26 protein-coding genes and 3 pseudogenes are annotated in these 24,052 nt (G+C 65.6%); 22 read left to right on the plus strand and 7 right to left on the minus strand.

Annotated features, from left to right (window positions below):
- The first annotated feature begins 331 nt into the window (after positions 1-331).
- From QNJ30_02045 to hypE, 18 genes are all read left to right on the plus strand, one after another.
- Positions 332-1,774 carry a sigma-54 dependent transcriptional regulator gene (locus tag QNJ30_02045; GenBank protein ID MDJ0942217.1) on the plus strand — a complete coding sequence of 481 codons (1,443 nt, stop codon included), beginning with the start codon at positions 332-334 and terminating at the stop codon, positions 1,772-1,774.
- A 24-nt stretch (positions 1,775-1,798) separates the two neighbouring features.
- Entirely contained in the window at positions 1,799-2,020 is a 222-nt protein-coding gene (locus QNJ30_02050) for a hypothetical protein (GenBank protein MDJ0942218.1), read from the plus strand.
- 237 nt (positions 2,021-2,257) lie between these two features.
- Positions 2,258-3,220 (plus strand): HupU protein, encoded by a 963-nt coding sequence (locus tag QNJ30_02055; protein MDJ0942219.1) that lies wholly within the window; start codon positions 2,258-2,260, stop codon positions 3,218-3,220.
- Positions 3,221-3,248: 28 nt separating this feature from the next.
- Positions 3,249-4,844, plus strand: a complete 1,596-nt coding sequence (locus QNJ30_02060) for a nickel-dependent hydrogenase large subunit (GenBank protein ID MDJ0942220.1) — start codon at positions 3,249-3,251, stop codon at positions 4,842-4,844.
- 83 nt (positions 4,845-4,927) lie between these two features.
- Positions 4,928-5,314 (plus strand): hypothetical protein, encoded by a 387-nt coding sequence (locus QNJ30_02065; GenBank protein MDJ0942221.1) that lies wholly within the window; start codon positions 4,928-4,930, stop codon positions 5,312-5,314.
- Between the two features lie 10 nt (positions 5,315-5,324).
- Positions 5,325-5,657, plus strand: a complete 333-nt coding sequence (locus QNJ30_02070) for a hypothetical protein (protein ID MDJ0942222.1) — start codon at positions 5,325-5,327, stop codon at positions 5,655-5,657.
- Positions 5,630-6,145, plus strand: a complete 516-nt coding sequence (locus tag QNJ30_02075; protein MDJ0942223.1) for a hydrogenase maturation protease — start codon at positions 5,630-5,632, stop codon at positions 6,143-6,145. The genes QNJ30_02070 and QNJ30_02075 overlap by 28 nt, the downstream gene beginning before the upstream one ends.
- Positions 6,142-6,459, plus strand: coding sequence for a hypothetical protein (locus QNJ30_02080; protein ID MDJ0942224.1), 318 nt, complete (start codon positions 6,142-6,144; stop codon positions 6,457-6,459). Before QNJ30_02075 ends, QNJ30_02080 begins: the two co-directional genes overlap by 4 nt.
- A gap of 111 nt (positions 6,460-6,570) precedes the next feature.
- Positions 6,571-7,569, plus strand: coding sequence for a hypothetical protein (locus QNJ30_02085; protein ID MDJ0942225.1), 999 nt, complete (start codon positions 6,571-6,573; stop codon positions 7,567-7,569).
- A 30-nt stretch (positions 7,570-7,599) separates the two neighbouring features.
- A complete protein-coding gene (locus QNJ30_02090; protein ID MDJ0942226.1) occupies positions 7,600-7,794 on the plus strand; it encodes a hypothetical protein in 195 nt (64 codons plus the stop codon).
- Between the two features lie 10 nt (positions 7,795-7,804).
- On the plus strand, positions 7,805-8,026 hold the full coding sequence (locus QNJ30_02095) for a hypothetical protein (protein MDJ0942227.1): 222 nt from the start codon (positions 7,805-7,807) through the stop codon (positions 8,024-8,026).
- A 4-nt stretch (positions 8,027-8,030) separates the two neighbouring features.
- Positions 8,031-8,912, plus strand: coding sequence for a NifU family protein (locus QNJ30_02100; protein ID MDJ0942228.1), 882 nt, complete (start codon positions 8,031-8,033; stop codon positions 8,910-8,912).
- Between the two features lie 4 nt (positions 8,913-8,916).
- A complete protein-coding gene (locus QNJ30_02105) occupies positions 8,917-10,101 on the plus strand; it encodes a hypothetical protein (protein ID MDJ0942229.1) in 1,185 nt (394 codons plus the stop codon).
- The gene (gene hypF, locus QNJ30_02110) at positions 10,091-12,481 is read left to right on the plus strand and encodes a carbamoyltransferase HypF (GenBank protein ID MDJ0942230.1); all 2,391 of its coding nucleotides are present in this window, start codon (positions 10,091-10,093) and stop codon (positions 12,479-12,481) included. The genes QNJ30_02105 and hypF overlap by 11 nt, the downstream gene beginning before the upstream one ends.
- Entirely contained in the window at positions 12,441-12,722 is a 282-nt protein-coding gene (locus tag QNJ30_02115; protein ID MDJ0942231.1) for a HypC/HybG/HupF family hydrogenase formation chaperone, read from the plus strand. Before hypF ends, QNJ30_02115 begins: the two co-directional genes overlap by 41 nt.
- Before the next feature lie 4 nt (positions 12,723-12,726).
- On the plus strand, positions 12,727-13,419 hold the full coding sequence (locus QNJ30_02120) for an SIS domain-containing protein (protein MDJ0942232.1): 693 nt from the start codon (positions 12,727-12,729) through the stop codon (positions 13,417-13,419).
- Entirely contained in the window at positions 13,416-14,570 is a 1,155-nt protein-coding gene (gene hypD / locus QNJ30_02125; GenBank protein ID MDJ0942233.1) for a hydrogenase formation protein HypD, read from the plus strand. Before QNJ30_02120 ends, hypD begins: the two co-directional genes overlap by 4 nt.
- Positions 14,567-15,649, plus strand: a complete 1,083-nt coding sequence (gene hypE / locus QNJ30_02130) for a hydrogenase expression/formation protein HypE (protein MDJ0942234.1) — start codon at positions 14,567-14,569, stop codon at positions 15,647-15,649. The genes hypD and hypE overlap by 4 nt, the downstream gene beginning before the upstream one ends.
- On the opposite strand, the gene QNJ30_02135 is transcribed toward hypE, so the two are convergent.
- Positions 15,587-16,111 (minus strand): hypothetical protein, encoded by a 525-nt coding sequence (locus QNJ30_02135; protein MDJ0942235.1) that lies wholly within the window; start codon positions 16,109-16,111, stop codon positions 15,587-15,589. The genes hypE and QNJ30_02135 overlap by 63 nt on opposite strands.
- On the opposite strand from QNJ30_02135, the gene QNJ30_02140 reads away from it, so the two are divergent.
- From QNJ30_02140 to hypB, 3 genes are read left to right on the plus strand one after another with little or no spacing between them, the layout of a single operon-like run.
- Positions 16,094-16,381, plus strand: coding sequence for a hypothetical protein (locus QNJ30_02140; protein MDJ0942236.1), 288 nt, complete (start codon positions 16,094-16,096; stop codon positions 16,379-16,381). The two genes, QNJ30_02135 and QNJ30_02140, sit on opposite strands and share 18 nt — an antisense overlap.
- Positions 16,381-16,623: a hydrogenase maturation nickel metallochaperone HypA gene (locus QNJ30_02145; protein ID MDJ0942237.1), complete on the plus strand. Its 243-nt coding sequence runs from the start codon at positions 16,381-16,383 to the stop codon at positions 16,621-16,623. The genes QNJ30_02140 and QNJ30_02145 overlap by 1 nt, the downstream gene beginning before the upstream one ends.
- Positions 16,624-16,661: 38 nt before the next feature.
- Positions 16,662-17,510: a hydrogenase nickel incorporation protein HypB gene (gene hypB / locus QNJ30_02150; protein MDJ0942238.1), complete on the plus strand. Its 849-nt coding sequence runs from the start codon at positions 16,662-16,664 to the stop codon at positions 17,508-17,510.
- Between the two features lie 229 nt (positions 17,511-17,739).
- Here the strand turns inward: hypB and QNJ30_02155 are convergent, their stop codons facing one another.
- Positions 17,740-18,231: a hypothetical protein gene (locus QNJ30_02155; protein MDJ0942239.1), complete on the minus strand. Its 492-nt coding sequence runs from the start codon at positions 18,229-18,231 to the stop codon at positions 17,740-17,742.
- A gap of 103 nt (positions 18,232-18,334) precedes the next feature.
- Here QNJ30_02155 and QNJ30_02160 point away from each other — a divergent pair.
- Positions 18,335-18,855 (plus strand): annotated as a pseudogene (locus tag QNJ30_02160) (IS5 family transposase).
- Positions 18,856-18,981: 126 nt separating this feature from the next.
- On the opposite strand, the pseudogene QNJ30_02165 reads toward QNJ30_02160, so the two are convergent.
- From QNJ30_02165 to QNJ30_02185, 5 genes and pseudogenes are all read right to left on the minus strand, one after another.
- A pseudogene (locus QNJ30_02165) lies at positions 18,982-19,947 on the minus strand (IS481 family transposase).
- A gap of 175 nt (positions 19,948-20,122) precedes the next feature.
- Positions 20,123-20,950 (minus strand): SDR family oxidoreductase, encoded by an 828-nt coding sequence (locus QNJ30_02170; GenBank protein ID MDJ0942240.1) that lies wholly within the window; start codon positions 20,948-20,950, stop codon positions 20,123-20,125.
- Entirely contained in the window at positions 20,950-22,353 is a 1,404-nt protein-coding gene (locus tag QNJ30_02175; GenBank protein MDJ0942241.1) for an FAD-binding oxidoreductase, read from the minus strand. The genes QNJ30_02170 and QNJ30_02175 overlap by 1 nt, the downstream gene beginning before the upstream one ends.
- A gap of 40 nt (positions 22,354-22,393) precedes the next feature.
- Positions 22,394-23,218 (minus strand): glycosyltransferase family 2 protein, encoded by an 825-nt coding sequence (locus tag QNJ30_02180; protein ID MDJ0942242.1) that lies wholly within the window; start codon positions 23,216-23,218, stop codon positions 22,394-22,396.
- A gap of 93 nt (positions 23,219-23,311) precedes the next feature.
- A pseudogene (locus QNJ30_02185) lies at positions 23,312-23,927 on the minus strand (transposase).
- Positions 23,928-24,052 lie beyond the last annotated feature (125 nt).

The following is a 24,052-nucleotide window of genomic DNA, read 5'->3' on the forward strand; positions in this document are numbered from 1 at the left end:
CCCGCGTGGGCTGAAACATTCGGCTCGCTATGCGATTTCGGTGGCGGCAACAGCCTAGCGCACTTCCCGATCAGACGCGTTCGCGTCTGGCCGGGAGTAGTGCGCTAATACCTTGAAGTTCGGGCATTATCCGACCAGATGGATCGCAGAGCGATTCCATCTGATCGGATAATGCCCTAGATCGCCGGATCCCCACGTGACGACTTGAGAGCCATGCCCGATTTGCGCCAGCTGGCGGACCGGATCCCCCACCCGGGTTGGGGTCACTTGACCAAATGCGCTTTCACGCTAGACTGCATTCTATCTTTTCATATTGATAAGAAACTTATCAGTGCCTACGGAACACACAGTTCTGCTCATATCGACGGACGAGGATCTGCAGGCCCGGACCGCGGAGGCCTTGGGCGTCGACCCGGACTATCGGCTGATCATTTGTCGCGGCGAGCAGGAGGCGATGGCACGTCTCAACGAGTTGCAAGCGCATCTTGTCTTTTGCGATGCCGACTTGATTTCGGACGAGACGTCGAATGTGCTGGTCAATGCCCGTATTTCGCATCCTCACGTGGCCCGCGTGCTGCTGGGTTCGCCGGAAGCGGCCGGGAAATGCGCCGAGATTGCCCGGCGAGCCGCAACCTACCTTTACGTGTTGAATCCGGTGTCCCAGGACCAGATTCGGCTCCTGGCCAAGCGCGCTCTCGAGCTCAGCGAGCTTTCTCGACGCCACCGCGTCTTGTCGCGCGAGCTGAAGATCTCGATGGACGATGACATCTTCGTCGAGAGCGAGGAGTTCTCCGTCAAGGGCGGCTGGTCGCAGTTCGAGAAGCTGGTCTATGTCAGCGCCAAGATGGCGGAGCTTTGTGCGGAGGCAAAGCAGGCCGCCCAGACCGAGTTGCCGGTGCTGATCCAGGGCGAGACCGGTACGGGCAAGGAGCTGCTGGCGCGTGCGATCCACTTCAATTCGACCCGCCTGAACTCGCCGATGCACGTGCAGAACTGCGGTGGCATGTCCGACGACACCCTGCACTCGGAGCTCTTCGGCCATGTTCGCGGCGCCTTTACCGGCGCGGTCGCCGACCGCCTCGGCCTGTTCCGCGCGGCGGACGGCGGCACGGTGTTTCTCGACGAGATCTCTGAGATCTCGCCCAGCTTCCAGGTCAGCCTGTTGCGCTTCCTTCAAGAAGGCGAGGTCAAGCCCCTCGGTTCGGACCGGCTGTACCACGCCGATGTCCGTGTGATCGTCGCCAGCAACCGGCCCCTATATCAATTGGTCGAGCGCGGTGAGTTCCGCCGCGATCTCTACTATCGTCTGAAGGGCTTCGAGCTGCACATTCCGGCGTTGCGCGAGCGGCCCGAGGACGTGCCGCCGCTGACCCAGTTCTTCATCGAAAAGTACGCAGGCGTCGTGGGCCGGCGAGTCGTCGGCATCACCAAGGAGGCCTTGGAGAAGCTCGAGGCCTACGACTATCCGGGCAACGTGCGTGAGCTGGAGACCGAGATCCGCCGCATGGTGGCGATCGCAGAGCAGGGTGGCTACATCGCCGCGCGCCACCTTTCGCCGGTCTTCGAGAGGGTCGACACCCGCAAGGACGCCCAGCCGGGCTTCGTGACCGAGGGCGCCAGCCTGAAGGCGATGGTCGAGAACCTCGAAAAACAGGTCGTCGCCTCCTCACTGCAGCGCAACCACTGGAACCAGAGCAAGGCGGCGGACGAGCTGGGGCTGTCCCGGGTCGGCCTGGCCAACAAGATCAAGCGCTATGGCCTTCAGGACGCTTGAGCCGCCCCGCACCGGAGCGCCGGGGTGAGCGACGACTCCGGCCGCGTGATGCGCTTCCCGCAGTCCCGGGTGCCGGGCAGCGGCAAGCGACGTTCGGTCAAGGACCTGGGCCTGACCAAGCTCGCCCGCCTGATCGATCCGACCGGACGCGGGGCCAGCGGGCACTGGTGCAGCCGCTGCGAAGGCGTCTGGTACGGCTACGTCTCGGAGGCCGAATGCCCGGTCTGCGGCAATCGCCAAGGGTGACCGCCGGTAGCCGCAAAGTAGGTTTACAGGGCTGCAAGCAAACTTACTTTACAGATGACCTGCGCCGGCCGCGTTCTCTCCAGGTGGCCGCACCGTAATCGACTGTTCCGATTGCGAAGTTTTTTTCCAGAGTGATTGGCACACCGCTTGCTTAAGAGGCGCGGAAGGACCCGCGACGGTCTCGGGGCCGCGATCCGCGCGCTGGTGCCGGAGGCGGCGAAGCAAGGGAGGTAACGAATGGCCAATCTGTTATGGCTCCAGGGCGGCGCCTGTTCCGGCAACACCATGTCATTCCTCAACGCCGAGGAACCCAGCGCCTGCGACCTGGTGACCGACTTCGGCATCAACGTCCTGTGGCAGCCCTCGCTTGGGCTCGAGCTTGGCGACAACGTCAAGGCGATCCTGGAGAAGTGCATCTCGGGGGAGATCCAGCTCGACATCTTCGTCTTCGAGGGCACGGTGGTGAACGCGCCGGACGGCACCGGCGAATGGAACCGCTTCTGCGGCCGGCCGATGAAGGAGTGGGTCAAGGAGCTTTCCACGGCGGCGCAGTTCGTCGTGGCGATCGGCGACTGCGCGACCTGGGGCGGCATCCCGGCGACCGCGCCGAACCCCTCGGAAAGCCAGGGCCTGCAGTTCCTCAAGCGCAACCACGGTGGCGCGCTGGGTGCCGGCTTCACCTCCAAGGCCGGGCTGCCGGTGATCAACATCCCGGGCTGCCCGGCGCATCCGGACTGGGTCACCCAGATTCTCGTGGCGGTGGCCACGGGCCGCGCCGGCGACTTGGAGCTCGACGATTTCCAGCGGCCCAAGACCTTCTTCTCCAGCTTCACCCAGACCGGCTGCACCCGGAACATGCACTTCGCCTACAAGGTCTCGGCGACCGCCTTCGGCCAGCGCAAGGGCTGCCTGTTCTACGACCTGGGCTGCCGCGGTCCCATGACCCATAGCCCCTGCAACCGCATCCTCTGGAACCGGGTGTCGTCCAAGACGCGGGCCGGCATGCCCTGCCTCGGCTGCACCGAACCGGAGTTTCCCTTCTTCGACCTCGCGCCCGGCACGGTCTTCAAGACCCAGACCATGATGGGCGTGCCCAAGGACCTGCCCGAGGGCGTCGACAAGAAGGGCTACGTGAAGCTCACCGCCGCCGCCAAGGGCGCCGCCCCGGCCTGGGCGGAAGAAGACATCTTCGTCGTCTGATCACGGCGAAAAAGGGAGGACAACAGCCATGTCAGCCGTTCAAACGCTCGACATCTCGCCGGTTGGCCGCGTCGAGGGCGACCTCGACGTTCGCGTCGACATCCAGGACGGCGTGGTCACCAATGCCTGGACCCACGCCGAGCTCTTCCGGGGCTTCGAGGTCATCCTGCGCGACAAGGACCCGCAGGCCGGCCTCGTCGTCACGCCGCGCGCGTGCGGCATCTGCGGCGCCTCGCACCTGACCTGTGCGGCCTGGGCGCTGGACACTGCCTGGGGCACGACGGTGCCGCGCAACGCGATCCTGGCGCGCAACCTGGGGCAGATCGTCGAATCGATCCAGTCGCTGCCGCGCCACCACTACGGCCTCTTCATGATCGACTTCACCAACAAGAACTATGCCGCCAGCCAGTTCTTCGAGGACGCCGTCAAGCGCTATGCGCCCTTCACCGGGACCTCCTACGAGGCCGGAGTCACCATCTCGGGCCGGCCGGTGGAGATCTATGCCTTGCTCGGTGGGCAGTGGCCGCATTCCTCTTACATGGTGCCCGGCGGGGTGATGTGTGCCCCGACGCTGACCGACGTGACCCGCGCCTGGTCAATCCTGGAGCACTTCCGGCGCAACTGGGTCGAGCCGCTCTGGCTCGGCTGCGCCATGGAGCGCTACGAGGAGATCCAGTCCTACGACGACTTCATGAGCTGGCTCGACGAGCGCCCCGAGCACGCCAACTCGGATCTCGGTCTCTACTGGCGCATGGGCATGGACATCGGCCTTCAGAACTTCGGCCGCGGCCATGGCAAGTTCATCTCCTGGGGCTACCTGCCACACGAGGACAAGTATCAGAACCCGACCATCGAGGGCCGTCAGGCCGCGGTGATCATGAAGTCGGGCGTCTATGACGGCGCCAGCGACAGCCACAAGCTGATGGACCAGGCCTTCGCCCGCGAGGACATGACCCACGCCTGGTACGACGAGACCGGCGAAAGCCATCCCTTCGACCGGGTGACCAACCCGGTCGGCAAGAACCCGGTCGACGTCGACGGCAAGTACTCCTGGTGCACCGCCGTGCGCCACGCCGAGAACGGCCGCCTCGAGGCCGGCCCGCTGGCCCGGCAGCTGGTCGCCGGCGGCGCCCACGGCGAGGACTGGCAGCACAGCGATCCGCTGGTCCTCGACATGTACCGCAAGATGGGCGGCCCCTCGATCCTGCTCCGTCACTTCGCCCGCATGCACGAGCTCTGCAAGCTCTACCGCCAGGCCGAGCGCATCCTGCGCGAGTTCAAGCTCGCCGACGAGTGGTACATCAAGCCGACCGAGAAGGACGGCCAGGGCTGGGGCGCCACCGAGGCGATCCGCGGCGCGCTCTGCCACTGGATCGACGTGCGGGACGGCAAGATCAAGAACTACCAAATCATCGCGCCGACCACCTGGAACGTCGGCCCCCGCGCGTCGGACGGCGAACGCGGGCCGATCGAGGAAGCCCTGATCGGCACCCCGATCAAGGATTCCAGCGATCCGGTCGAGGTCGGTCACGTCTGCCGCTCTTACGACTCCTGCCTGGTCTGCACGGTCCACGCTCACGATGCCAAGTCGGGCAAGGAACTGGCCCGTTTCCGCACGGCGTGATGAAATCGGTTTGACGGGGGGTGGTCCGCCACCCCCCGTTTGCCGAAGAAAACGATAAGAAGAAACGTCCTGGGGAGAGAGCGATGGCCGAGGTTGCCGACAAGGATCCCGTGGTCGCCGAGCGGGAGGACTACGTCACGCGCTACGGCGTGGCGCCCTCGGAGGCCGATCACGCGACCTTGCTACGGATGATCGAAGACCTCATGACCGAAGGGCTGAAGACCGAGGTCGAGCCCTTTCCCGAGACCGACAGGGAATTCGCCGGAATCCTGGACGAGCTCCGCCACCTCGACGCGGATCAGCTGCGTGCCAAACTTGTGGTCAGCGGCTGGCTGCTCCAGCCCTACGGCGAGGACGAGATGCGCTGCCAGGAATGCATGTACTTCCTGGTCCACAAGCGCTGGTGCGACCTGCCCGAGCTGAGCCTGCCGGCCGAGCCGGATTGGTGGTGCCGGCTCTGGCGGATCTGAGGACGCCGAGATGACCGAGGCCGGCACCACTGCCGAAGACGAGGCCCTGCGGGACGAGATCGCGGCCAAGCTGAAATCCGGGCTCGAGACGGAAGTCTGGCCGCGGGCCGAGACCTCAGAGATGGTCAATGAGGTCGTGGCGCGCCTGCGCAGGGAGGCCGGCGAGGACCTGACCGCCAAGCTTGTGATCGCCGGCGTCACCGGCCACCCAATCGAGGCGGACGACATCGAGCAGCCCTGTGAGACCTGCATGTACTACCTGGTGCACCGCGGTTTCTGCGAGCTGCCGGAGCTGATGATCCCGGTGGCGCCGGAGTGGTCCTGCCGGCTCTGGCGGATATGACCCTGGCGGTCATCGGCTGCGGCAATCCCAACCGCCGGGACGACGGGGTCGGTCCGGAGGTCATCGCCCGGCTGCGGCGCCAGGCCTTGCCGGAGGGCGTCGCGCTCTACGACGCCGGAACCGACGGCATGGGGGTGATGTACCGGGCCCGCGGCGCCTCGCATCTGATCATCGTCGACGCCCGGTCTCCCGAGAGCGCGCCCGGGGCGATCTACGACGTTCCGGGCGAGATCCTCGAGGCCCCGCCGCCCCGGAGCCTGAACCTCCACGACTTCCGCTGGGACCACGCGCTCTTCGCCGGGCGCAAGATCTACGGCGAGGCTTTCCCGGCGCAGGTGAAGGTCTTCCTGGTCGAGGCCGGCTCCCTGGACCTCGGACTGGGGTTGACCGAGGCCGTCGAGGCCGCTGCCGAGGCGGTCGCCGCCCGGATCGCGGCCTTGTCGAAGGCCTACGCCGCGGGAGACTGGACCGGAGGTCCTTCGGCATGACCGCCCGGGTCGACGTGCGCCAAGGCTCGGTCTACCTCTCGGCCGAGGTCTACGAGACCTACTTCGCCGGTGTCCGCGCGGTGATCGTTCTGATCCGGGACGGCAGCCTGCAGGTTCTCCCCGTGCGCCAGATGGCGGCCGGCGGCTGCCTGCTGAAGATCCGCAATGCGGCCGGGGACCGGGTCGCCGCGGCGCCCGATGTCTTCCAGGCCAAGGGTCTCGCCGAATGGTGTGGGGTAGGCCTGAACGCCCGCTGGTCCTCGGAGCAGAGCGCCCTGGTGATCGATCTGCCAGCCGAAACAACTGCAAACTAACTTTGCATCTTGAAAAATTAGTAGACAGGTTTCTGTAAGCAGGCTTTACTAACTGCAAAGAAACTTGCGTGGCGTGAATTGACTCGCCCGCGTCTTTGGGAGAGATCACGCATGGCCGCGCGCAGCCGAACCGAGGATCAGGTCAAGGCCGCCCTCCGGGCCGTCGAGGAGGCCGAGGCCTCGGCCCAGGAAAAGGCGGAGATGCTGATGGAGATCGCCATGGGGCTGCAGACCAGGCCTCGGGCGGTCGAGGACCTCGAGGCGGCCGTCGGGCTTTACCGGACCGCGCTCGATCTCTGCCCCGCCGATCTCGGCCTGCTCGCCGCCCGAATCCGTGCCCGCCTGGGCACGGCCTTGATGGCAATCCCCGCCGAGGATCCGGGGACGCTGGAGCAGGCGCGCGACACCTTCCAAGCCGCGCTCGAAGTCCTGGACACCGAGGGGCTGGGCGAAGAGATCGCCGAGGCCGAGATGAACCTCGGCCTGGCGATCCAGAACCTGGCGGGTCTCGGCCGGGCCCGGATCCAGGACGCGATCTCCGCCTATCAGCGGGCGCTCAGGACTTTCGACAAAGGGCGCCATCCCAAGGAGTTCGCGATCCTGCAGAACAACCTCGCGACCGCCTTCCTCTCGATCCCCTTCACCGACGAGGCCTCCAAACTGCGCGAGGCCCTGGCGGTGCAGGCCTTCGAGGAGGGCCTGTCGGTGGTCAATCTGGTCGACCATCCCTCGGAGTACGCGATGCTCCAGAACAACCTGGGCAACGCGCTGCAGTACGTCTCTTCCAGCCACCGGATCGAGAACGGCTTTCGCGCGCTCGATGCCTACGACGAGGCGCTCAAGGTGCGGACCTGCCGCGACACGCCGGGGGCCTACGCCAACACGGTGGCGAACAAGGCCAACTGCCTGGCGAACCTGCCGGACGACCCGGCCCGGCCGGAGGCCGGAAACCTGGCGAATTCAGCCGCGGCGCTCGCGCTCTATCGCGAGGCCACGGCGATTTTCGAGTCCCTGGGCGAGCGCGACAAGGTCGCCAACGTCACGGCCGCCATCGCAGAGATCGAGGCGGCCTTCGGGCCGAAAGCGGGCCAGATCAACGGCTCCGCCTGAACCCACGGCCAATTCAACAAGAGGGTGAACATGGGAATCCTGCTTTTCGTCATCAGTCTCATCGTCGGCATCGCCGCGGCCATGGCGGCGGGCGCCGGCTCCGGCATGCGCATCGGCGGCGAGGCGCTCGGCAACGAGCTCGCGGCCTACATGGGCTCGCTCTATGGCCTGCTCGCCGGTGGGACCGGGGTTGCGCTGGGTCTCGTCGTACTCCTGCTGATCTGAGGAGGCTCGCATGCTCAGCACAGCCGTCGACTCCGCGAAGCTCCTCTTCGCCGGAAAGCTCTTCAAGGACAACGTCAAGGCCCTGCGGCAGCTCGCCATCGGCGCCGGTGCCGGCGCGGTGACGGTGGTCGTTGTCGGACTGTTTGCCCCGATTTGGGTCGCCGCCATCGTCGGGGGCGCGGTCAGCGGCGGTCTGCAGCCGATCCTGTTCAAAGACCTCAAGTACGCCTGACGCCATGCCGGAGGGGACCCGCAATCCCGGGACCGTTGTCGAAGAGGAGCGCGGTCTCGCGGCGCTCCTGAACGACCTCGCGGCCCTGGAAGCCCTGGCGGAGGGCTGGCCAGCGGAGCAGCGCAACGCTGCGGCCGCCCGCGCCGAGGCGGTCGAGGCCCTGAACGCGGCGGCCTTTCGGCGCCTGATCCGCAGCCTCAAGACGGTGCCCGGCATGGCCGAGGCGCTGCGCGAAGCCGCGGCGGACGAGCTGGTCTATGCCGTGCTGCGTCGGCATGGAATCCTCAAGCCCTCGCTCTTCGAGCGGGTCGAGGCGGCCCTCAATACGATCCGCCCGATGCTCGCCGGCCACGGCGGCGATGTCGAACTGGTCGCCGTGGAGCCGCCGGTCGCCGAGGTCCGCTTCCTCGGCGCTTGCGACGGCTGCCCGGCGTCGGCGCTGACTTTTTACGGCGGCGTCAAGCAGGCGATCCAAGACCAGGTGCCCGAGATCCGAGAGGTCAGGCAGGTCAAGGGGCTCGAGGGCGGCGGCGCGGAGGCCGTCCATTTCTCCTCGCCCTTCGCCGACTACCTCGCGGGCGACTGGATCCGGGCCGGTGAGCTTGCGGAGCTGCCCGAGGGCGAGACCCGTGTCCTGGAGCTCGGCGGCCATTCGGTCCTGCTGTCGCGCTTCGGCGACCGGGTGACGTGCTTCGAGAACGCCTGCGCCCACATGGGCATGGCGATGGACGGCGGCGAGATCCAGGCCGGGCTGATCACCTGTCCCTACCACGGCTTCCAGTACTCCCTGGAAAGCGGCGAATGCCTGACCGCGCCGGAGGTCCAGCTCCAGCCTCACGGCGTGCGCGTCGTCGGTGACCGCATCGACGTGCGACTGACGAGGTGAGGTGATGCGGGTTGCGCTTTCGCCGGCTTTCGAAGCGGTCAAGGCGCCCGGGACCGCGACCCCCGGCGCAGCCTTGCTCGACCCGTCCGGTCCCGGCGCGATTCTCGGCTGGACGGCGGACGCGCTCGCCGCGCCGATTGCGCCCGCGCAGAGCACGCTCTTCGGCCCGCGCGGCCTCTGCCTGCATCCCGACGGCTCCTTCTGGGTGGCGGACAGCGGACACCACCGCCTGCTCGGCTGGCGCCGGGTGCCAGAGGCCGACAACGCGCCTGCCGAGATCGTGATCGGCCAGCCCGACTTCACCCGTGAGGGGCGCAACGCCAAGGGCTCGGCGGGGCCGGCGACCCTCAACGTCCCGACGGGGGTCTGCGCCTGGGGCAGGGGCCTGGCCCTGGCCGACGCCTGGAACCACCGCGTGCTCCTGTGGCGCGAGACGCCCGCCGAGTCCGGTCAGCCGGCCGACATCGTCCTGGGCCAGGCCGAGCCGACGGCCGTCCGGGCGAACCGCGGCGCAGATCGGCCGACCGCGGCCACCTTGCACTGGCCCTACGGTCTCGCCGAGATCGATGGCCGGCTGGTCGTGGCCGACACCGGCAACCGCCGCGTCCTGGTCTGGGAGAACCCGGAGCGCAACGCGCAGCCGGCGGACCGCGTCCTGGGCCAGCTTGACTTCGAGACCCGCGACGAGAACGCCGGCAGCGAGGTCGGGCCGGTCGGCATGCGCTGGCCCCACGGCATCGCATCGTGGCAGGGTCGACTTGCGATCTCGGATGCCGGCAACAACCGGATCATGCTGTGGGACGGCCTCCCGTCGCGTCCGGGCGCAGCCTGCGATCAAGTCCTGGGCCAGGCCAACTTCGCCGCCTGCGATCACAACATGGCCGCCTACTACCCCTGCGCCGCGGCCCTCAACATGCCCTATGCGGTCGCGGCCGCGGGCGACCTCCTGATCGCCGCCGACACCGCTAACTCGCGGCTTCTCGGCTGGTCCGAGCTCGCCACGGCGGCGCCGGCCGAGCGGCTGACCGGCCAGCCGGACTTCGCCTCCAAGGGCGACAACGGCTGGGGCCTGCCCGCGCGCGATACCCTCTGCTGGCCCTACGGACTTTCGGTCAAGGGACGCCGCGTCGCCGTCGCCGACAGCGGCAACAACCGCGTCCTGCTCTGGGATCTGGCGCATGAAGGGTGAAGCCATCACGGTGCGCGGCCAGGTCCAGGGCGTCGGCTTCCGCCCGACTGTCTGGCGCATCGCGACCGAGCTGGGCCTCGCCGGCGACGTGCGCAACACCGGCGACGGGGTCGAGATCCGGCTCTGGGGGGCGGGGCTGGAGCGCTTCGCCGAGCGCCTCAAGTCGGAGGTTCCCGTCCTGGCGCGGATCGACCGGATCGAACGGGCGCCCCTCGACGATCCGCCGCCGCAGGGCTTCGAGATCGCCGCCTCGGTCGGCGGCCCCATGCGCGCCTCGGTCGCCCCGGACGTGACGGTTTGTGCCGACTGCCTGGCCGAGGTCCGCGATCCCTTCGCTCGGCGTTATCGCTATCCCTTCGCGAACTGCACCAACTGCGGGCCGCGGTTTTCCATCGTCGAGGCCGCCCCCTATGACCGCGATCAGACCACGATGCGGGGCTTTGCGCTCTGCCCGGGGTGTCGCGGCGAGTACGAGGACCCGGCCGACCGCCGCTTCCACGCCCAACCGATCGCCTGCCACGCCTGCGGGCCGCGCGCCTGGATCGAGCATCTCGGCGGCGGCGTGGTGAACCACGAGGCCTTCTCCATGCTCGACGACGTCGATGCCGCCGGCGGCATGCTGATGATGGGCCACATCGTCGCGATCAAGGGCATCGGCGGCTTCCACCTGGCCTGCGACGCGACCAGGGCCGAGGTGGTGGCCCGCCTGCGCGCCCGCAAGCGCCGGCGCGGCAAGGCCTTCGCGCTGATGGCCCGGGATGTCGCGGTGATCCGGCGCTACTGTGCGGTCTCCGAGGAAGAGGAAGCCTTGCTGCGCAGCCCGGCGGCGCCAATCGTCCTTCTGGAGGCCTCGGGCGCGCCCTTGCCCGGGGCCGTGGCGCCCGGCCTCGATCGCCTCGGCTTCATGCTGCCCTACACGCCGCTGCATCACCTGATGCTGCGCCGCATGACCCGGCCGGTGGTCATGACCAGCGGCAACATTTCCGGCCGGCCGCAATGCGTCACCAACGCGCAGGCCCGGGATCAGCTCGGCGAGGTGGCCGACTTCGCCCTGATGCACGACCGCGAGATCGCCAACCGGATCGACGACTCGGTCCTGCGCTTCGACCTCGGCCGGCCGCGGCTCCTGCGCCGGGCCCGGGGCTATGCGCCGACGCCCATTCCGCTGCCGGAGGGTTTCGACGATGACGCGCAGGTCCTGGCCCTCGGCGGCGAGCTGAAGAACACCTTTTGCCTGATCAAGGAGGGCCAAGCGGTCCTGAGCCAGCACATGGGCGACCTGGAGGACGCGACGACGGCCGAAGACGTCGCCCACAACCTCGCGCTCTACCGCCAGGTCTACGAGCATGCGCCGGATCTGATCGCGGTCGATCGACATCCCGACTACCTCTCGACCAAGCGCGGGCAGGAGATGGCGGCGCAGGCCGGTCTGCCGCTGGTCGAGGTGCAGCATCACCATGCCCACGCCGCGGCCTGCCTGGCCGAGAACGGCCGGCCGCTGGACGCGGCACCGGTGCTCGGCGTCGTTCTCGACGGCCTCGGCTTCGGTGCCGACGGGACGGTCTGGGGCGGCGAGTTCCTGGCCTGCGACTACCGCGGTTTTCGGCGCCTGGCCTGCCTCAAGCCGGTGGCGCTTCCGGGCGGGGCCGCCGCTGTCCGCGAGCCCTGGCGCAACGCCTACGCCCACCTCATGGCCGAGATGGGCTGGGCCGAGTTTGCGATGAACTTCGGCCACCTCGAAGTTTTTGCCCGGCTCGAAGCGGCGCCGCGCAAGGCCCTCGACGCGATGATCGCCAAGGGCTTGAACTCGCCACTGTCCTCCTCCTGCGGCCGGCTCTTCGACGCCGCGGCCGCGCTCTGCGGTCTCGCCTGGGAGACCCAGGCCTACGAAGGCGAAGCCGCGATGCGCCTGGAGGCGGCGCTGGATCCCGACGCCCTCGGCGAGTCGGAGGAGATGGCCTATCCCTTCGCGATCCCGCTGCTCGGCGGCAAAGGTTTGCCTTACATCGAGCCTCTGGCGGTCTGGCGCGCTTTGCTCGGCGACCTGCACCTCGGGACGCCGCTCGGCGTGATCTCGGCCCGTTTTCACCGCGGCCTGGCCAAGGCGATCGTGGCCATGGCGCTGCGCGTGGGGGGCGAGGATCGCAGCTTTTCGACCGTTGCCCTCAGCGGCGGCTGCTTCCAGAACGCGACGCTTTTCGCCCTGGTCCACGAGGGCCTCGTGGCCCAGGGCTTCGAGGTGCTGAGTCACGAGAAGGTGCCGGCGAACGACGGCGGCCTGGCGCTCGGCCAGGCGGTGGTCGCGCTGGCAACCGAACAAAGAACTTCAGGAGAGAGCCATGTGCCTGGGGATCCCGGGGCGGGTCGTCGAGATCAGTGACCCCGAAAAGAAGCTCGGCCTGGTCGAGGTCGGCGGCGTCCGGCGCCAGGTCAACCTGGCCTGCATCGTGACCGAAGACCATCCCGTCGAGGCCTGCGTCGGCGACTGGGTGCTGGTGCACGTCGGCTTCGCCATGAGCCGGATCGACGAGGCGCAGGCGGCCGAGACCCTGGAGATCCTGACCCAGCTCGGCGAAGTGCAAGAGGAGCTCGCGGCCATGCGGGCCTCCGGAAAGGCATGAGACCATGACCGGAACCTTGGAGAGCCTCTATCCCTTCCTGCACGGCCGGAAGCAGGACCAAGCGGCCGTCCGGGCCGGCCTGCTGGAGTCCCTGCGGCAGAAGGCCGAGCACTCGGTCGAGACCAAGCGCCGCTTTTTCGACGACAACGCCGAATCGCTGGTCGCGGTCGCCCGCGCCGTCGCCACGGTCTACAGCAAGCAGGGCCGCCTCTTCACCATGGGCAACGGCGGCTCCTCCTGCGACGCCGCACACATCGCGGTCGAGTTCCAGCATCCGGTGACCGCCGGCCGTCCGGCGCTGCCAGCCGTGAACCTGACCGCCGACGCGGCGGTCATGACGGCGCTCGGCAACGACCTGGGCTTCGAGCACGTCTACCTGCGCCAGATCGTCGCCCACGGCCGGCCAGGCGACGGCCTGATCGGGGTCTCGACCAGCGGCAACTCCGGCAACCTCATGGCCGCCTTCGACAAGGCCAAGGAGATCGGTCTGACGACCATCGGCCTGGCCGGCATGGAGGGTGGCGAGATGGCGCGCAGCCCGAGCCTGGACCATTGCCTGGTGGTGCGCACGGACAGCATCCACCGCATCCAGGAATGCCACGTCGCGATCTATCACATCCTCTGGGACCTCGTGCACACCCTGCTGGCCGACGATCGCGGCGGCCTCGCGTCAGAGGCGGAGGAGACGAGCCGATGAAGTACGTCGACGAGTTCCGCGATCCGGCCAAGGCCAGGGTTCTGTTCCGCGAGATCGAGGACCTGGTCGGCCGGATCGAGCTCTGCCAGAGCCGGCCTCTGCGGATCATGGAGGTCTGCGGCGGGCACACCCATTCGATCTTCCGCTACGGCCTCGAGGCCATGCTGCCGAAGCAGATCGAGCTGATCCACGGACCGGGCTGCCCGGTCTGCGTCCTGCCCATGGGCCGGGTCGACGATTGCGTCGCACTGGCCGAGCAACCGGACGTGATCTTCACCACCTTCGGTGATGCCATGCGGGTGCCGGGCTCGAAGAAGAGCCTGATGCAGGCCAAGGCCGAAGGGGCCGACGTCCGCATGGTCTACTCGCCCCTCGACGCCCTGCAGCTCGCCCGCGACAACCCGGATCGCGAAGTGGTCTTTTTCGGCCTGGGCTTCGAGACGACCATGCCAAGCACGGCCCTGACGGTGCTCCAGGCCGAGGCCGAGGGCATCGCGAACTTCTCGCTTTTCTGCAACCACATCACCATCATCCCGACGATCAAGGCGATCCTCGATTCGCCGGACCTGCGGATCGACGGCTTCCTCGGGCCCGGACACGTCTCCATGGTGATCGGCAACCGTCCCTACGCCTTCATCGCCGAGCGCTACCGGCGGCCGGTGGTCATCGCCGGCTTCGAGCCGCTCGACATCCTGCAGTCGATCTGGATGGTGCTGAAGCAGTTCGACGAGGGCCGCTGCGAGATCGAGAACCAGTACGACCGGATCGTGCCCGGCGCGGGCAACGACCAGGCCCTGGCGGCGGTCGGCGAGGTCTTCGAGCTGCGCGAGTACTTCGAATGGCGCGGCCTGGGCTCGATCGACCATTCCGGCGTGCGCATCCGCGAGGCCTATGCGCGCTTCGATGCCGAGCGCAGATTCGCGGTGCCGCAGCTCAAGATCGCCGATCCCAAGTCCTGCCAGTGCGGCGAGGTCCTGAAGGGTGTGATCAAGCCCTGGCAGTGCAAGGTCTTCGGCAAGGCCTGCACGCCGGAAACCCCGATGGGCGCCCTGATGGTCTCGAGCGAGGGCGCCTGCGCCGCCTACTACAATTACGGCCGCCTCGACCTCGCCGCGCTGGCCGCGCAAAAGGAAGAGGCGCTGCCGCGATGAACATGCCCCTCTCCAAGGGCGACGTGCCCGGGTCGCCGCGCCGCCGCGCCCGGGTCAGCCTGCCGAAGGTCACCCTGGCCCATGGCAGCGGCGGCAAGGCCATGCGCGATTTGATCGACGACGTCTTCCTCGGCGCCTTCGACAACCCGGCGCTGGCGCCGCTGGAGGACCAGGCCCGCTTCGACCTGGCATCCCTGCAGGCCCAGGGCGACCGCCTAGCCTTCACGACCGACGGCTACGTCGTCGATCCCTTGACCTTTCCCGGCGGCGACATCGGCAAGCTGGCGGTCTGCGGCACGGTCAACGACCTGGCGGTCAGCGGCGCCCGACCGCTCTACCTCAGCTGCGGCATGATTATCGAAGAGGGCTTTCCGGTCGAGGACCTGCGGCGCATCGCCGCCTCGATGCGCGCCGCCGCCGATGAGGCCGGCGTCGCCATCGTGACCGGCGATACCAAGGTCGTTCACAAGGGCGCGGCGGACAAGCTCTTCATCAATACGGCCGGGGTCGGCGTGATTCCCGCCGGCTGCGAGATCGCCGCCGAGCGGGCCCGGCCCGGCGACCTCGTCCTGGTCAACGGCCTGCTGGGGGACCACGGCGCGGCCATCCTCGACGCCCGCGGCGACTTGGCGCTGGACTCGTCGATCGAGAGCGACTGCGCGCCGCTGAACGGCCTGATCGACGCGATCCTGGCCGCCTGTTCGGAGGTGCACTGCCTGCGTGATGCGACCCGCGGCGGCGTGGCGACCGTGCTCAACGAGTTCGCCCAGGCCGCCGCTGTCGCGATCGAGATCGAGGAGGCCGCCCTGCCGTTGCGCGAGGAGGTCAAGGGCTTCTGCGAGATCCTCGGCCTCGATCCGCTCTATCTGGCGAATGAAGGCAAGCTGGTCATGGTCCTGCCGGAGGACCAGGCGGCGGCGGCACTTGCCGCGATGCGCGCCCACCCGGCCGGACGGCAGGCGGCCGTGATCGGCCGCGTGCTTTCGGAACCTGAAGGAGCCGTCGTCATGAAGACGCTATTCGGCGGTGCGCGGGTGGTCGACATGCTGGTCGGCGACCAGCTGCCGCGAATCTGCTGAAGGGGTGAGGGTGTGGAAGGATTTCTGGCGCTCGGACTTCTGATCGGCATGCAGCACGCGCTTGAAGCCGACCACCTCGCGGCGGTCGGCACCATGGCGGCCGGCCAAGACGGAAGCAAAGGCCGCCTTGCCTTGCGCGGCGCGGTCTGGGGGCTGGGCCATACCGTCACGCTCTTCGCAATCTGCACGGCCGTGATCCTCTTGGGGATGAGCCTGACCGAACGGATGGCCGCGACGCTCGAGTTCGGGGTTGGCGTGATGCTGGTGTTTCTCGGTCTCGATGTCCTGCGCCGGATGCGTTCGCAGCGGATTCATTTTCACGCTCACGAACACGACGGCGGCCGCCCGCATATCCATGCCCACAGCCATCTGGGCGCAACCGCCCCCCACGGCCAGGACCCGCACGAGCACCGCCATCCCGAAGGTTTCCTGCTGCGGGCTCTGGTGATCGGCCTCGTCCATGGCGCTGCCGGCTCGGCCGGGCTGCTGGCGCTGGCCGTCGCCGCGACCCGGGACCCCTGGTCGGCCCTCGGCTACGTTGCAGTCTTCGGCCTCGGCTCGATTCTTGGCATGGCGGCGCTCTCTTTCGTCGCCGCCTGGCCCCTTAGGGCTGCGGAGCGCCACGCCAAGTGGCTGCACGGCGGCCTGTCGCTCGGCGCCGCGATGCTCGCCGTCGGTATCGGCTTCGACGTCATGGCTGAAACGGCGGCCAGGGCCTGGGGAGGCATTTGATGCACGAGCTCGGCCTGACTCGGAACGTCGTTGCGATCGTCGCGGAGCACGCCGCTGGGCGAAAGGTGCGACGCGTCCGGCTCGCCATCGGGCCGCTGGCCTGCGTCGAGCGACGGGCCTTGAGCTTCTGCTTCGACATCGTGGCCGAAGGGACGCCGCTGGCAGGCGCCGCGCTCGAGTTCCTCGATGCCGAGGGCGATACCTTTCTGATCAAGGATTTCGAACTGGAGGAGGCGGCCTGATGTGCGGAACCTGCGGATGCTCCGATCCGTCCAATGTCGTGACGCTGACCGATCCGGAGAGCGGCGCGCAATCCCAGTTGCGCCAGAACGCAATCGTCGGAAAGGATGGGGGCGACCCTCACCATCATCATGACCATGGTCACGATCATGGTCACGATCATGGCCATGGGCAGGCACACCATGACCACGACAAACCCCACGTGCACGGCCCGAACGGCGAGGTAATCTCGCTGGAACAAGCCGTGCTGGCCAAGAACGACCGGATCGCGGCGCGCAACCGGGGTTGGTTCGAAGGCCGCGGCGTGCTGGCGATCAACCTTGTCAGCTCCCCGGGTGCCGGAAAGACGACCCTCCTGGAGCAGACCATCCGCGAACTCGCCGGTCGGGCCGAGATCGCCGTCATCGAGGGCGATCAGATGACCGCCAACGATGCCGAGCGCATTCGCGCGGCGGGCGCCAAGGCGATCCAAATCAACACCGGCGCCGGCTGCCACCTGGAGGCCGATATGGTCGCCGAGGCGGTTCAGAAGCTGGATCCTCGTCCCGGCTCGATCCTGGTGATCGAGAACGTCGGCAACCTGGTCTGTCCCGCCATGTTCGACCTTGGCGAGCGCATGAAGGTCGCCGTGGTCTCGACCACCGAGGGCGAGGACAAGCCGCTCAAGTACCCGCACATGTTCCGCGCCGCGGAGGTCGTGTTGATCAACAAGATCGACTTGGCGCCCTATGTCGACTTCGACGAAGCGCGCTGTGTCGGGAACATCAAGGCGGTGAACCCGGAGGCGGTCCTCTTTACGCTTTCCGCGCGAACCGGCGCAGGCCTGGCGGAATGGCTGGACTTTCTGATCGGCCGCCAGAGCGAAGCCTCAAACCGTGAAAGCGGTTAATACCAAGGAGCGCTGATTTCGACCTACATTTGCCTCCGACCGAAATGCTCGAGTTTCCGGGAGGGGCGATCCGGTGGCCATGGGCCGGGTCTCTCCGGCTGCCTCAGGACGCTTTGGAGGAAAGATCGAGCGCCCGGCGCAAGAGGTCAGGCCGTCGCCTGCCCCTGGCCGGCGACATCCAAGCCTTGGCCTCCGCTCGTGCGGCCCGTCGGAGTCCGCGCCGTCCGCCTCAGATCCTTGCGCAGGTGCTTGACGCTGTAGCCGTTGAAAAGGTGGCCGAGCAGCCCGCGGTCGAGATCAGAGGTGCCGAAGACCAGTCAGCAATAGGAAATCTCAGGTTCATATTGCGCTCCATCATGATCGATTGATCGTGATGGGCGCGGTGGTGGCGTCTGATCGTGTTCACCAAGGAGCAGTGACGCACAAAGGCATTCTCTTCGATGTGACAGCAAAAATGCATGAACTCGTAGATCAGGTACATGGCGGTCGTCGTCGAGATGATCAGCCAGCCGACATTGGCTGAGATTACCCAGCCGGCAAGAATCGCAGGCAGAGCCGACAACAGGATGAAGACCACCAGCGCATAGGGTGGGAAGAAGGTGACCCGCCAGTCCCTGGACCCCGCAAAGCGCATCTCTTCGGCGGTGAAGAATTGATGGTGTGTCAGCGTATGGCGCGTATAGATCGCCTTGAGCGCGCGCTGACGAAGCGGCCGGTGCATGACGTGCGAGAGACTGTCCGATTAGCTGTGTAAGCGAGTGATGTGCTTCCTCCTTCCAGGATTGAAGCACATCACTCGCTTACACAGCTAATCGGACAGTCTCCTTTTCGAGGCCTGCTCGGACGAGCCCGACATGGAATACGCCATGGTCGATGCCACCATCGTCAAGGTCCACCGCCATGGTCAGGGCGCAAAAGGGGGACTCAGAGCCAGGCCATAGGCCGCTCTAAGGGCGGCATGACGACCAAGATCCTCGCGCTGACCGACGCGCTCGGCAACCTGGTGCGCTTCGTGCCGCTGCCCGGCCACCGCTTCGATACGGTCCGCGTGCCGCCGCTCATCGACGGCCTCAGCTTTGAGGCGCTGATCGCCGACCAGGCTTTCGACAGCGACGCCATCCTCGCCGATCTGAACGAGCGTGGCGCCAAGATCGTCATTGCTCAGCATCAGCGCCGAACCAGAAAGCTACCGATCGACGCGGAGATGTACAAATGGCGTCACCTGATCGAGAACTTCTTCTGCAAGCTCAAAGAGTTCAAGCGTATCGCCATGCGCGCCGACAAGACCGACCAGAGCTTCAACGCCTTCATCTACCTCGCAGCTGCGGTCATAAACTCACGATGAATCTCAACAGACCCTAGAGCACGATGATATGAGGTTGAACCAACCTCATATCTGAATCGTGCTCTAACCTGCTGAAATAGAGCGGGATTCAGATTTGAAGTCCAATCGACTTCAAATCATCCCGCTCTAGGTGTTTAGTCCCGGCATTTGATGGATCGGGTTGAGCCTGAATCTTTCCGGCTCTTTTGTCCAGACGTTGCAGATGTATTCGTAGGGCGTGAGGCCTTTGAGGGTCTTGAGGCGCCGGGCGAAGCTGTATGCGGAGATGAAGTCGTCGAGATGGTTTCGAAGCTGGTCGTGGCTGTCGTAGTGGTAGCGCTTGACGGTCGCGTCCTTGATCGTGCGGTTCATCCGTTCGACCTGACCGTTGGTCCAAGGATGGTTCGGCTTGGTCAGCCGATGCTCGATGCCGTGGCACCGGCAGGCCCGATCGAAGGGATGGCCGCGCAGCATCGCAGTTGGCCCTTTGCGGTTCTTCGGTAGGTCGGCGAACTGGATGCCCTTATCGGTTAGCACAGTGTGGATGAGGTAGGGCACGGCATCGACCAGGGCGTCGAGGAAGGCTGTTGCCGTCTTGGTGTTGGCGCGCTCGACGAGTTGCACGAAGGCGAACTTCGAGGTCCGGTCGATGGCAATGAAGAGGTAGAGCTTGCCTTCGGCGCTTCGCACTTCGGCGATGTCGATGTGGAAGTAGCCGATCGGATAGCGCTTGAAGGCCTTCTTTGCCGGCTTGTCGCCCTCGACCTCGGGCAGACGGCTGATGCCATGGCGCAGGAGGCAGCGGTGCAAGGACGAGCGGGTGAGCCCTGGGATCGTCTCCTGTAGGGCATAGAGACAGTCATCGAGCGGCAGCAGCGTGTGCCGGCCAAAGGCCACGATGACCGCCTCCTCCTCGAGCGACAGGACCGTCGAACGCGGCGCCTTCGGGTCCGTCGGCCGATCCTTGACCGACTTGCGTTTCTTCCACTTGGAGACGGTCTTCGGGTCGATCCGGTAGCGCCTGGCCAGAACCCTTAGGCTCTCTTAACTATCTTGTATTGCTCGACGCACCGTCTCTGTCGTCGTCGCGCTGCCGTGTAGAACTTGTCCCATAGTGCATCCTTCCAAGCCTGAAATAAGAATGCACCATCAAATGCCGGGACTAAACACTTAGGGCAACTTGGGGGCAAGGTCACAGATTAACGGCATGGCTTTTCGGACGCTACATGGCTGCCAAAGGCTGGCTACTTCCCTTCGTCAAACAATAGTCCTGTTGAACAGATTGGAATCAGCTGCGCGAAAAAGCCCAACGTACCAACCCAGGCGCCCAATAGGCGAGGTGGCGCGCGATTCTTTGTTTCGCTCCCAACGTGACGTCAGTGCCGGTTGCGAGCGCCTTGACCACTGCCTCTGCAACCTCTTCGGCCGTGCGTTTTGGCGGTTGTTGGCGCCGGCGCATGGCATCGCTGTAGCATTCTGGTGCTTTCGTCTGCCCGGAGGCGACAAGCCCCGGCGAAATCAGGGCGATCTCGATATTGGTGGAAGCGGTTTCCGCCTTGAGGCTCTGCATGATGCGCTCAAGGCCGGCTTTAGCGGCGCTATAAGCGGCGAAACCTGCCAGACCGAGAAGGGCATGGCCGGAGGTAATGGCGACGATCCGTCCCATTTCCGACTGGCGCATGGCAGGAAGCAAGGCGCCGCAAAGGGCAATGAAGGCGCTGGTATTAAGCGCAATGGCATTGTGGACGGCTTTTGCCGGCAGGTCGGCGATGTATCCCCGGGGCGCCGTGCCGGCGCAATGCACAAGAACACCGGGTGTGCCGTCACAAGCCGCGGCAATCTCTTCGGTCAGCGCGGCAATGCCTTCCGTGTCCGTCAGATCGTAGGCGACGATCTTTCTCACTGCGTCCGAGCATACATTGTTGCATTCTTTCTGGGTCTCGATGAGACGGCCTTCATCTCGACCCAGCAGGATCAGGCGGTATTTTTCTCGGGCAAGCGCCACCGATACCGCTTTGCCGATGCCTGAGTTCGCGCCCGTTACCAACGCGAGGTCGGGGCGGGCGGGGAGGGAAACGCGTGTCATTCCATCGGCTGATTCGCCGTTGGCCGGCATCACTTGACCTCGAAAATGCGGCGCGCCTGATCGGTCATAAAACGAAGCTCCGGGTCGACCTTTTCCTTCATTTCCCAGAACTTTGTCCACCCCGGATACATGGCCTTGAAATAGCGCGCCGGCAGCCGGTCATCCTTGGCGAGATAAACAAGCCCGCCGAGATCGAGAACGCGATCGTAAATCGCTTCGAGGCGGCGGTTCAGCTCGTCGTCGCGGAACCGGCGGCGCAGAATGTCGATGGAAAAGGAATAGCCGTCCTGGGCGAAGCTGACCGGCCGATCATTGCCGCGTCGCCGCTTCAGGCCGGCCATCATCGAGGCGATGCCCTGCTCCTGACAAAGGCGTAATACGCCCTGAAACGCCTCATGTCCGGCCTCGCGTGGAATCAGCGGCTGGCAGGTCACCAGCCCCTCGGGAAGATAGACGTAGTTGACGTTGGGGATCATGTTGTGGATGTAGATATAACTTGAGAAAAAGCGGTCGAATGTCGAGCCATTACCATACATGGCGCGGCCAAGCAGGTAGTGAGCCAGATTGACCCAGCGTACGATGGCCGGGCGGAATATGGGTTTCATCGCCGACCAGAAATAGCTGCTTTCAATGACCCCGAACATCTTGGTGTTTGTGGTGAACATCCGGTCGACGTTGATGCCGGTCAGGTCATAAGGCTTGTCGGACCAATGGGCTGTGGTCATGAAGCCGCGGCCCACAGAATTGCCGGGGGCAAAGGTATCCATCCATCCGATGGCGTAGTCAAATCCCCCTTCCTCCTCGTTATCGAGGATGTTCAGGGAGTCGAGCACCGTATGCGTGGAGGTTTTGGTGACCGTCAGGAAGGAGGACGGTACTTTCAGCAGTTGCAGCTTCACTTCGACGACGATGCCGAACAATCCCATGCCGCCGATCACCAGGTCGAACAGCGCCTTGTCGCTGTCTTCGTCAACCTCCAGCACCGTGTCATCGGCGGTCAGCAGCTTGAAGGCGCGGACGTGATCGCCGAAGCTGCCATTGCGCACGCCGTCCTTGCCGTGGATATCAAAGGAAAGCGCCCCGGCAAGCGTGACATCGAGACCGCCGGGTGCGCAGGGCACAACCCAACCCTTCGGCATGCTAAAGCGCAGCGCATCTGCGAATGTGACTCCCGGCTCGACAACGATGAGGCCGGTTTCCTCGTCAAAGTCAAGAATCCGGTTGAACTTCTGAAGATCGATGGTGATCTCACCATTATTGAGGCAGGCATCCGCATGGCTGCAGGCATGACCACGCGGCGCGATCGTCATGCCCTTGTCGGTCGCGATTTCGAGGACTTTTTGACAATCCTCCAGCGAAGCGGCCTCGGCGGTCAGGCTACGCGTACGGCATGTTCCTCCCCAGGCAGTGAGTTCGCGCTCTTCCAGCCTCATGATCAGGGCTCATCGCTTCAGGGCGGTCCGCCAGTATTCATCAATCGCTTGAGTGGCTTATTTCAGCCCGGCCGGGCATGGTCCCGATCCACGGCAGGACCTTGTCCTCGACATCCGAGCGGGCCCAGCGGTGGAAGTGGACACCTTCTACAAACGGCTCGTTTTTCAGTGCGCGATAAAGCCGGAGGAGGTCGACCACGTTTCGGGCGATCTTCTTCAGCATGAAATCCCTGGCGGGGCGCTTTTCCGAATAGACAACCGGCAATTCGGCGACGCGCAGTCCACAGCGCACCGATCGGATCGTGAGTTCGGAATCGTACTGGCCGCGGGAGATCACACAGCGCTTGTCTATTGGCAGAATGGCTTCGCGGCGAAGCAGTTTGCAGCCATGGGTATCAGCACCGATATACTCGGTCAAGAGGCTGAGCATGGCGTTCAGTCCCCATGTCAGAAAGCGCCTATAGGGGCTCTGGCCATTCAAGACAGGATTGAGCCGCTTGGAGCCAATGATGAGATCGTAATGCTCCCGCGCCCGCCAGGCCCATGTCAGGAAAGGCACATCGTTCTCGTCAATCGGCATGATGAAGACATAAGGCGCTTCGGAGGCTCTGAGGCCGGCACGCATGGCTTTGCCGATATTCGGTTCCTCCAGCCTGATCGGCTGCGTCAGGGGCCAGCGTTCCTTGATCTCCTGAATGATCTGCGGCGTGCGGTCCGTGCTGCCATTGTCGACCAATATAGCATTCCAGCGGTCCGGGCCGACTTCTTCGTCCAACACCAAAGCCAGCTCTTCGACCTTTTCATATAAGATTTCCTGTTCATTCTTTAGCGGCACGACAATCGAGAGCTGAAGTGCTTGCATCATGGAGAGCGGGTCCGTCTCGTCGTTGACTTTGTCGTTGGGCGATGTCCCGGTTTCTGTTGAAAAGTGAAAGGCAGGCATCGTCGGGACATGAAGCTATGCGGCCTCTTTGACGGTGTCGAGGGTGGATTTGGCTTTGGCGTTTTGCATGCTTTCCTCTGGGGCATTTTCGAGCGGCGGGAGCTGGCGGTAGGCCCTGAAGCGAGGAAAGCTCTTCTGGGCCTCCAGCAAGCCGGTCGGTCCATCTGAGCGCCATCTCGGCGTTGCACCAGTGCTTGACGTTGCCGCCGACGCTTCGCAGGGTGGTCACCGCGTTCTCGATGGCACTGGTGCAGACAAGGGCCCGCCGGAGCTCGTGCGGCAGGCCGAAGCGGATCACGGTGAGGATTTCGTCGAGCCCTTCCAGTATCGATCCCGACACGTCGGGCGCGTCGTGCTCGAAACGCCGGGCCAGGTTTTGCAGGAGCCGCTCGGCCTTCTCGGCGTCCTGCTGGTCCCCAGCCTGGTGCAGCGGCTTCTTGACGCCGGCGTGGAGATGCCCGTCCAGGCGGTCTGTGATGTTGCGGCCCTTGTGCATTTGGCAGCGCCAGATGGCGGCGGCTATCCCGAAGGTGTGGCGGATTGCCTTGGACTGCGCCCGCGCGCCGTCGACGATGGACAGCCGGGGGACTCCGGGCTCTAGGCCGCGTTCGATCAGGTTATCGATGAGGCTCAGTCCCCACGAGCGAACAGAGACGACGGCATCCTGCGCCCTGGCCCAGAGGGTTCAAGTCGGCAACCCCCTCGGATGCCGAAAACTATCAAATCTTTCAGATGCATATGGCCCCAAACCAGCCA

The sequence above is a fragment of the Kiloniellales bacterium genome (genome assembly GCA_030066685.1).
Lineage (GTDB): Bacteria > Pseudomonadota > Alphaproteobacteria > Kiloniellales > JAKSBE01 > JAKSBE01.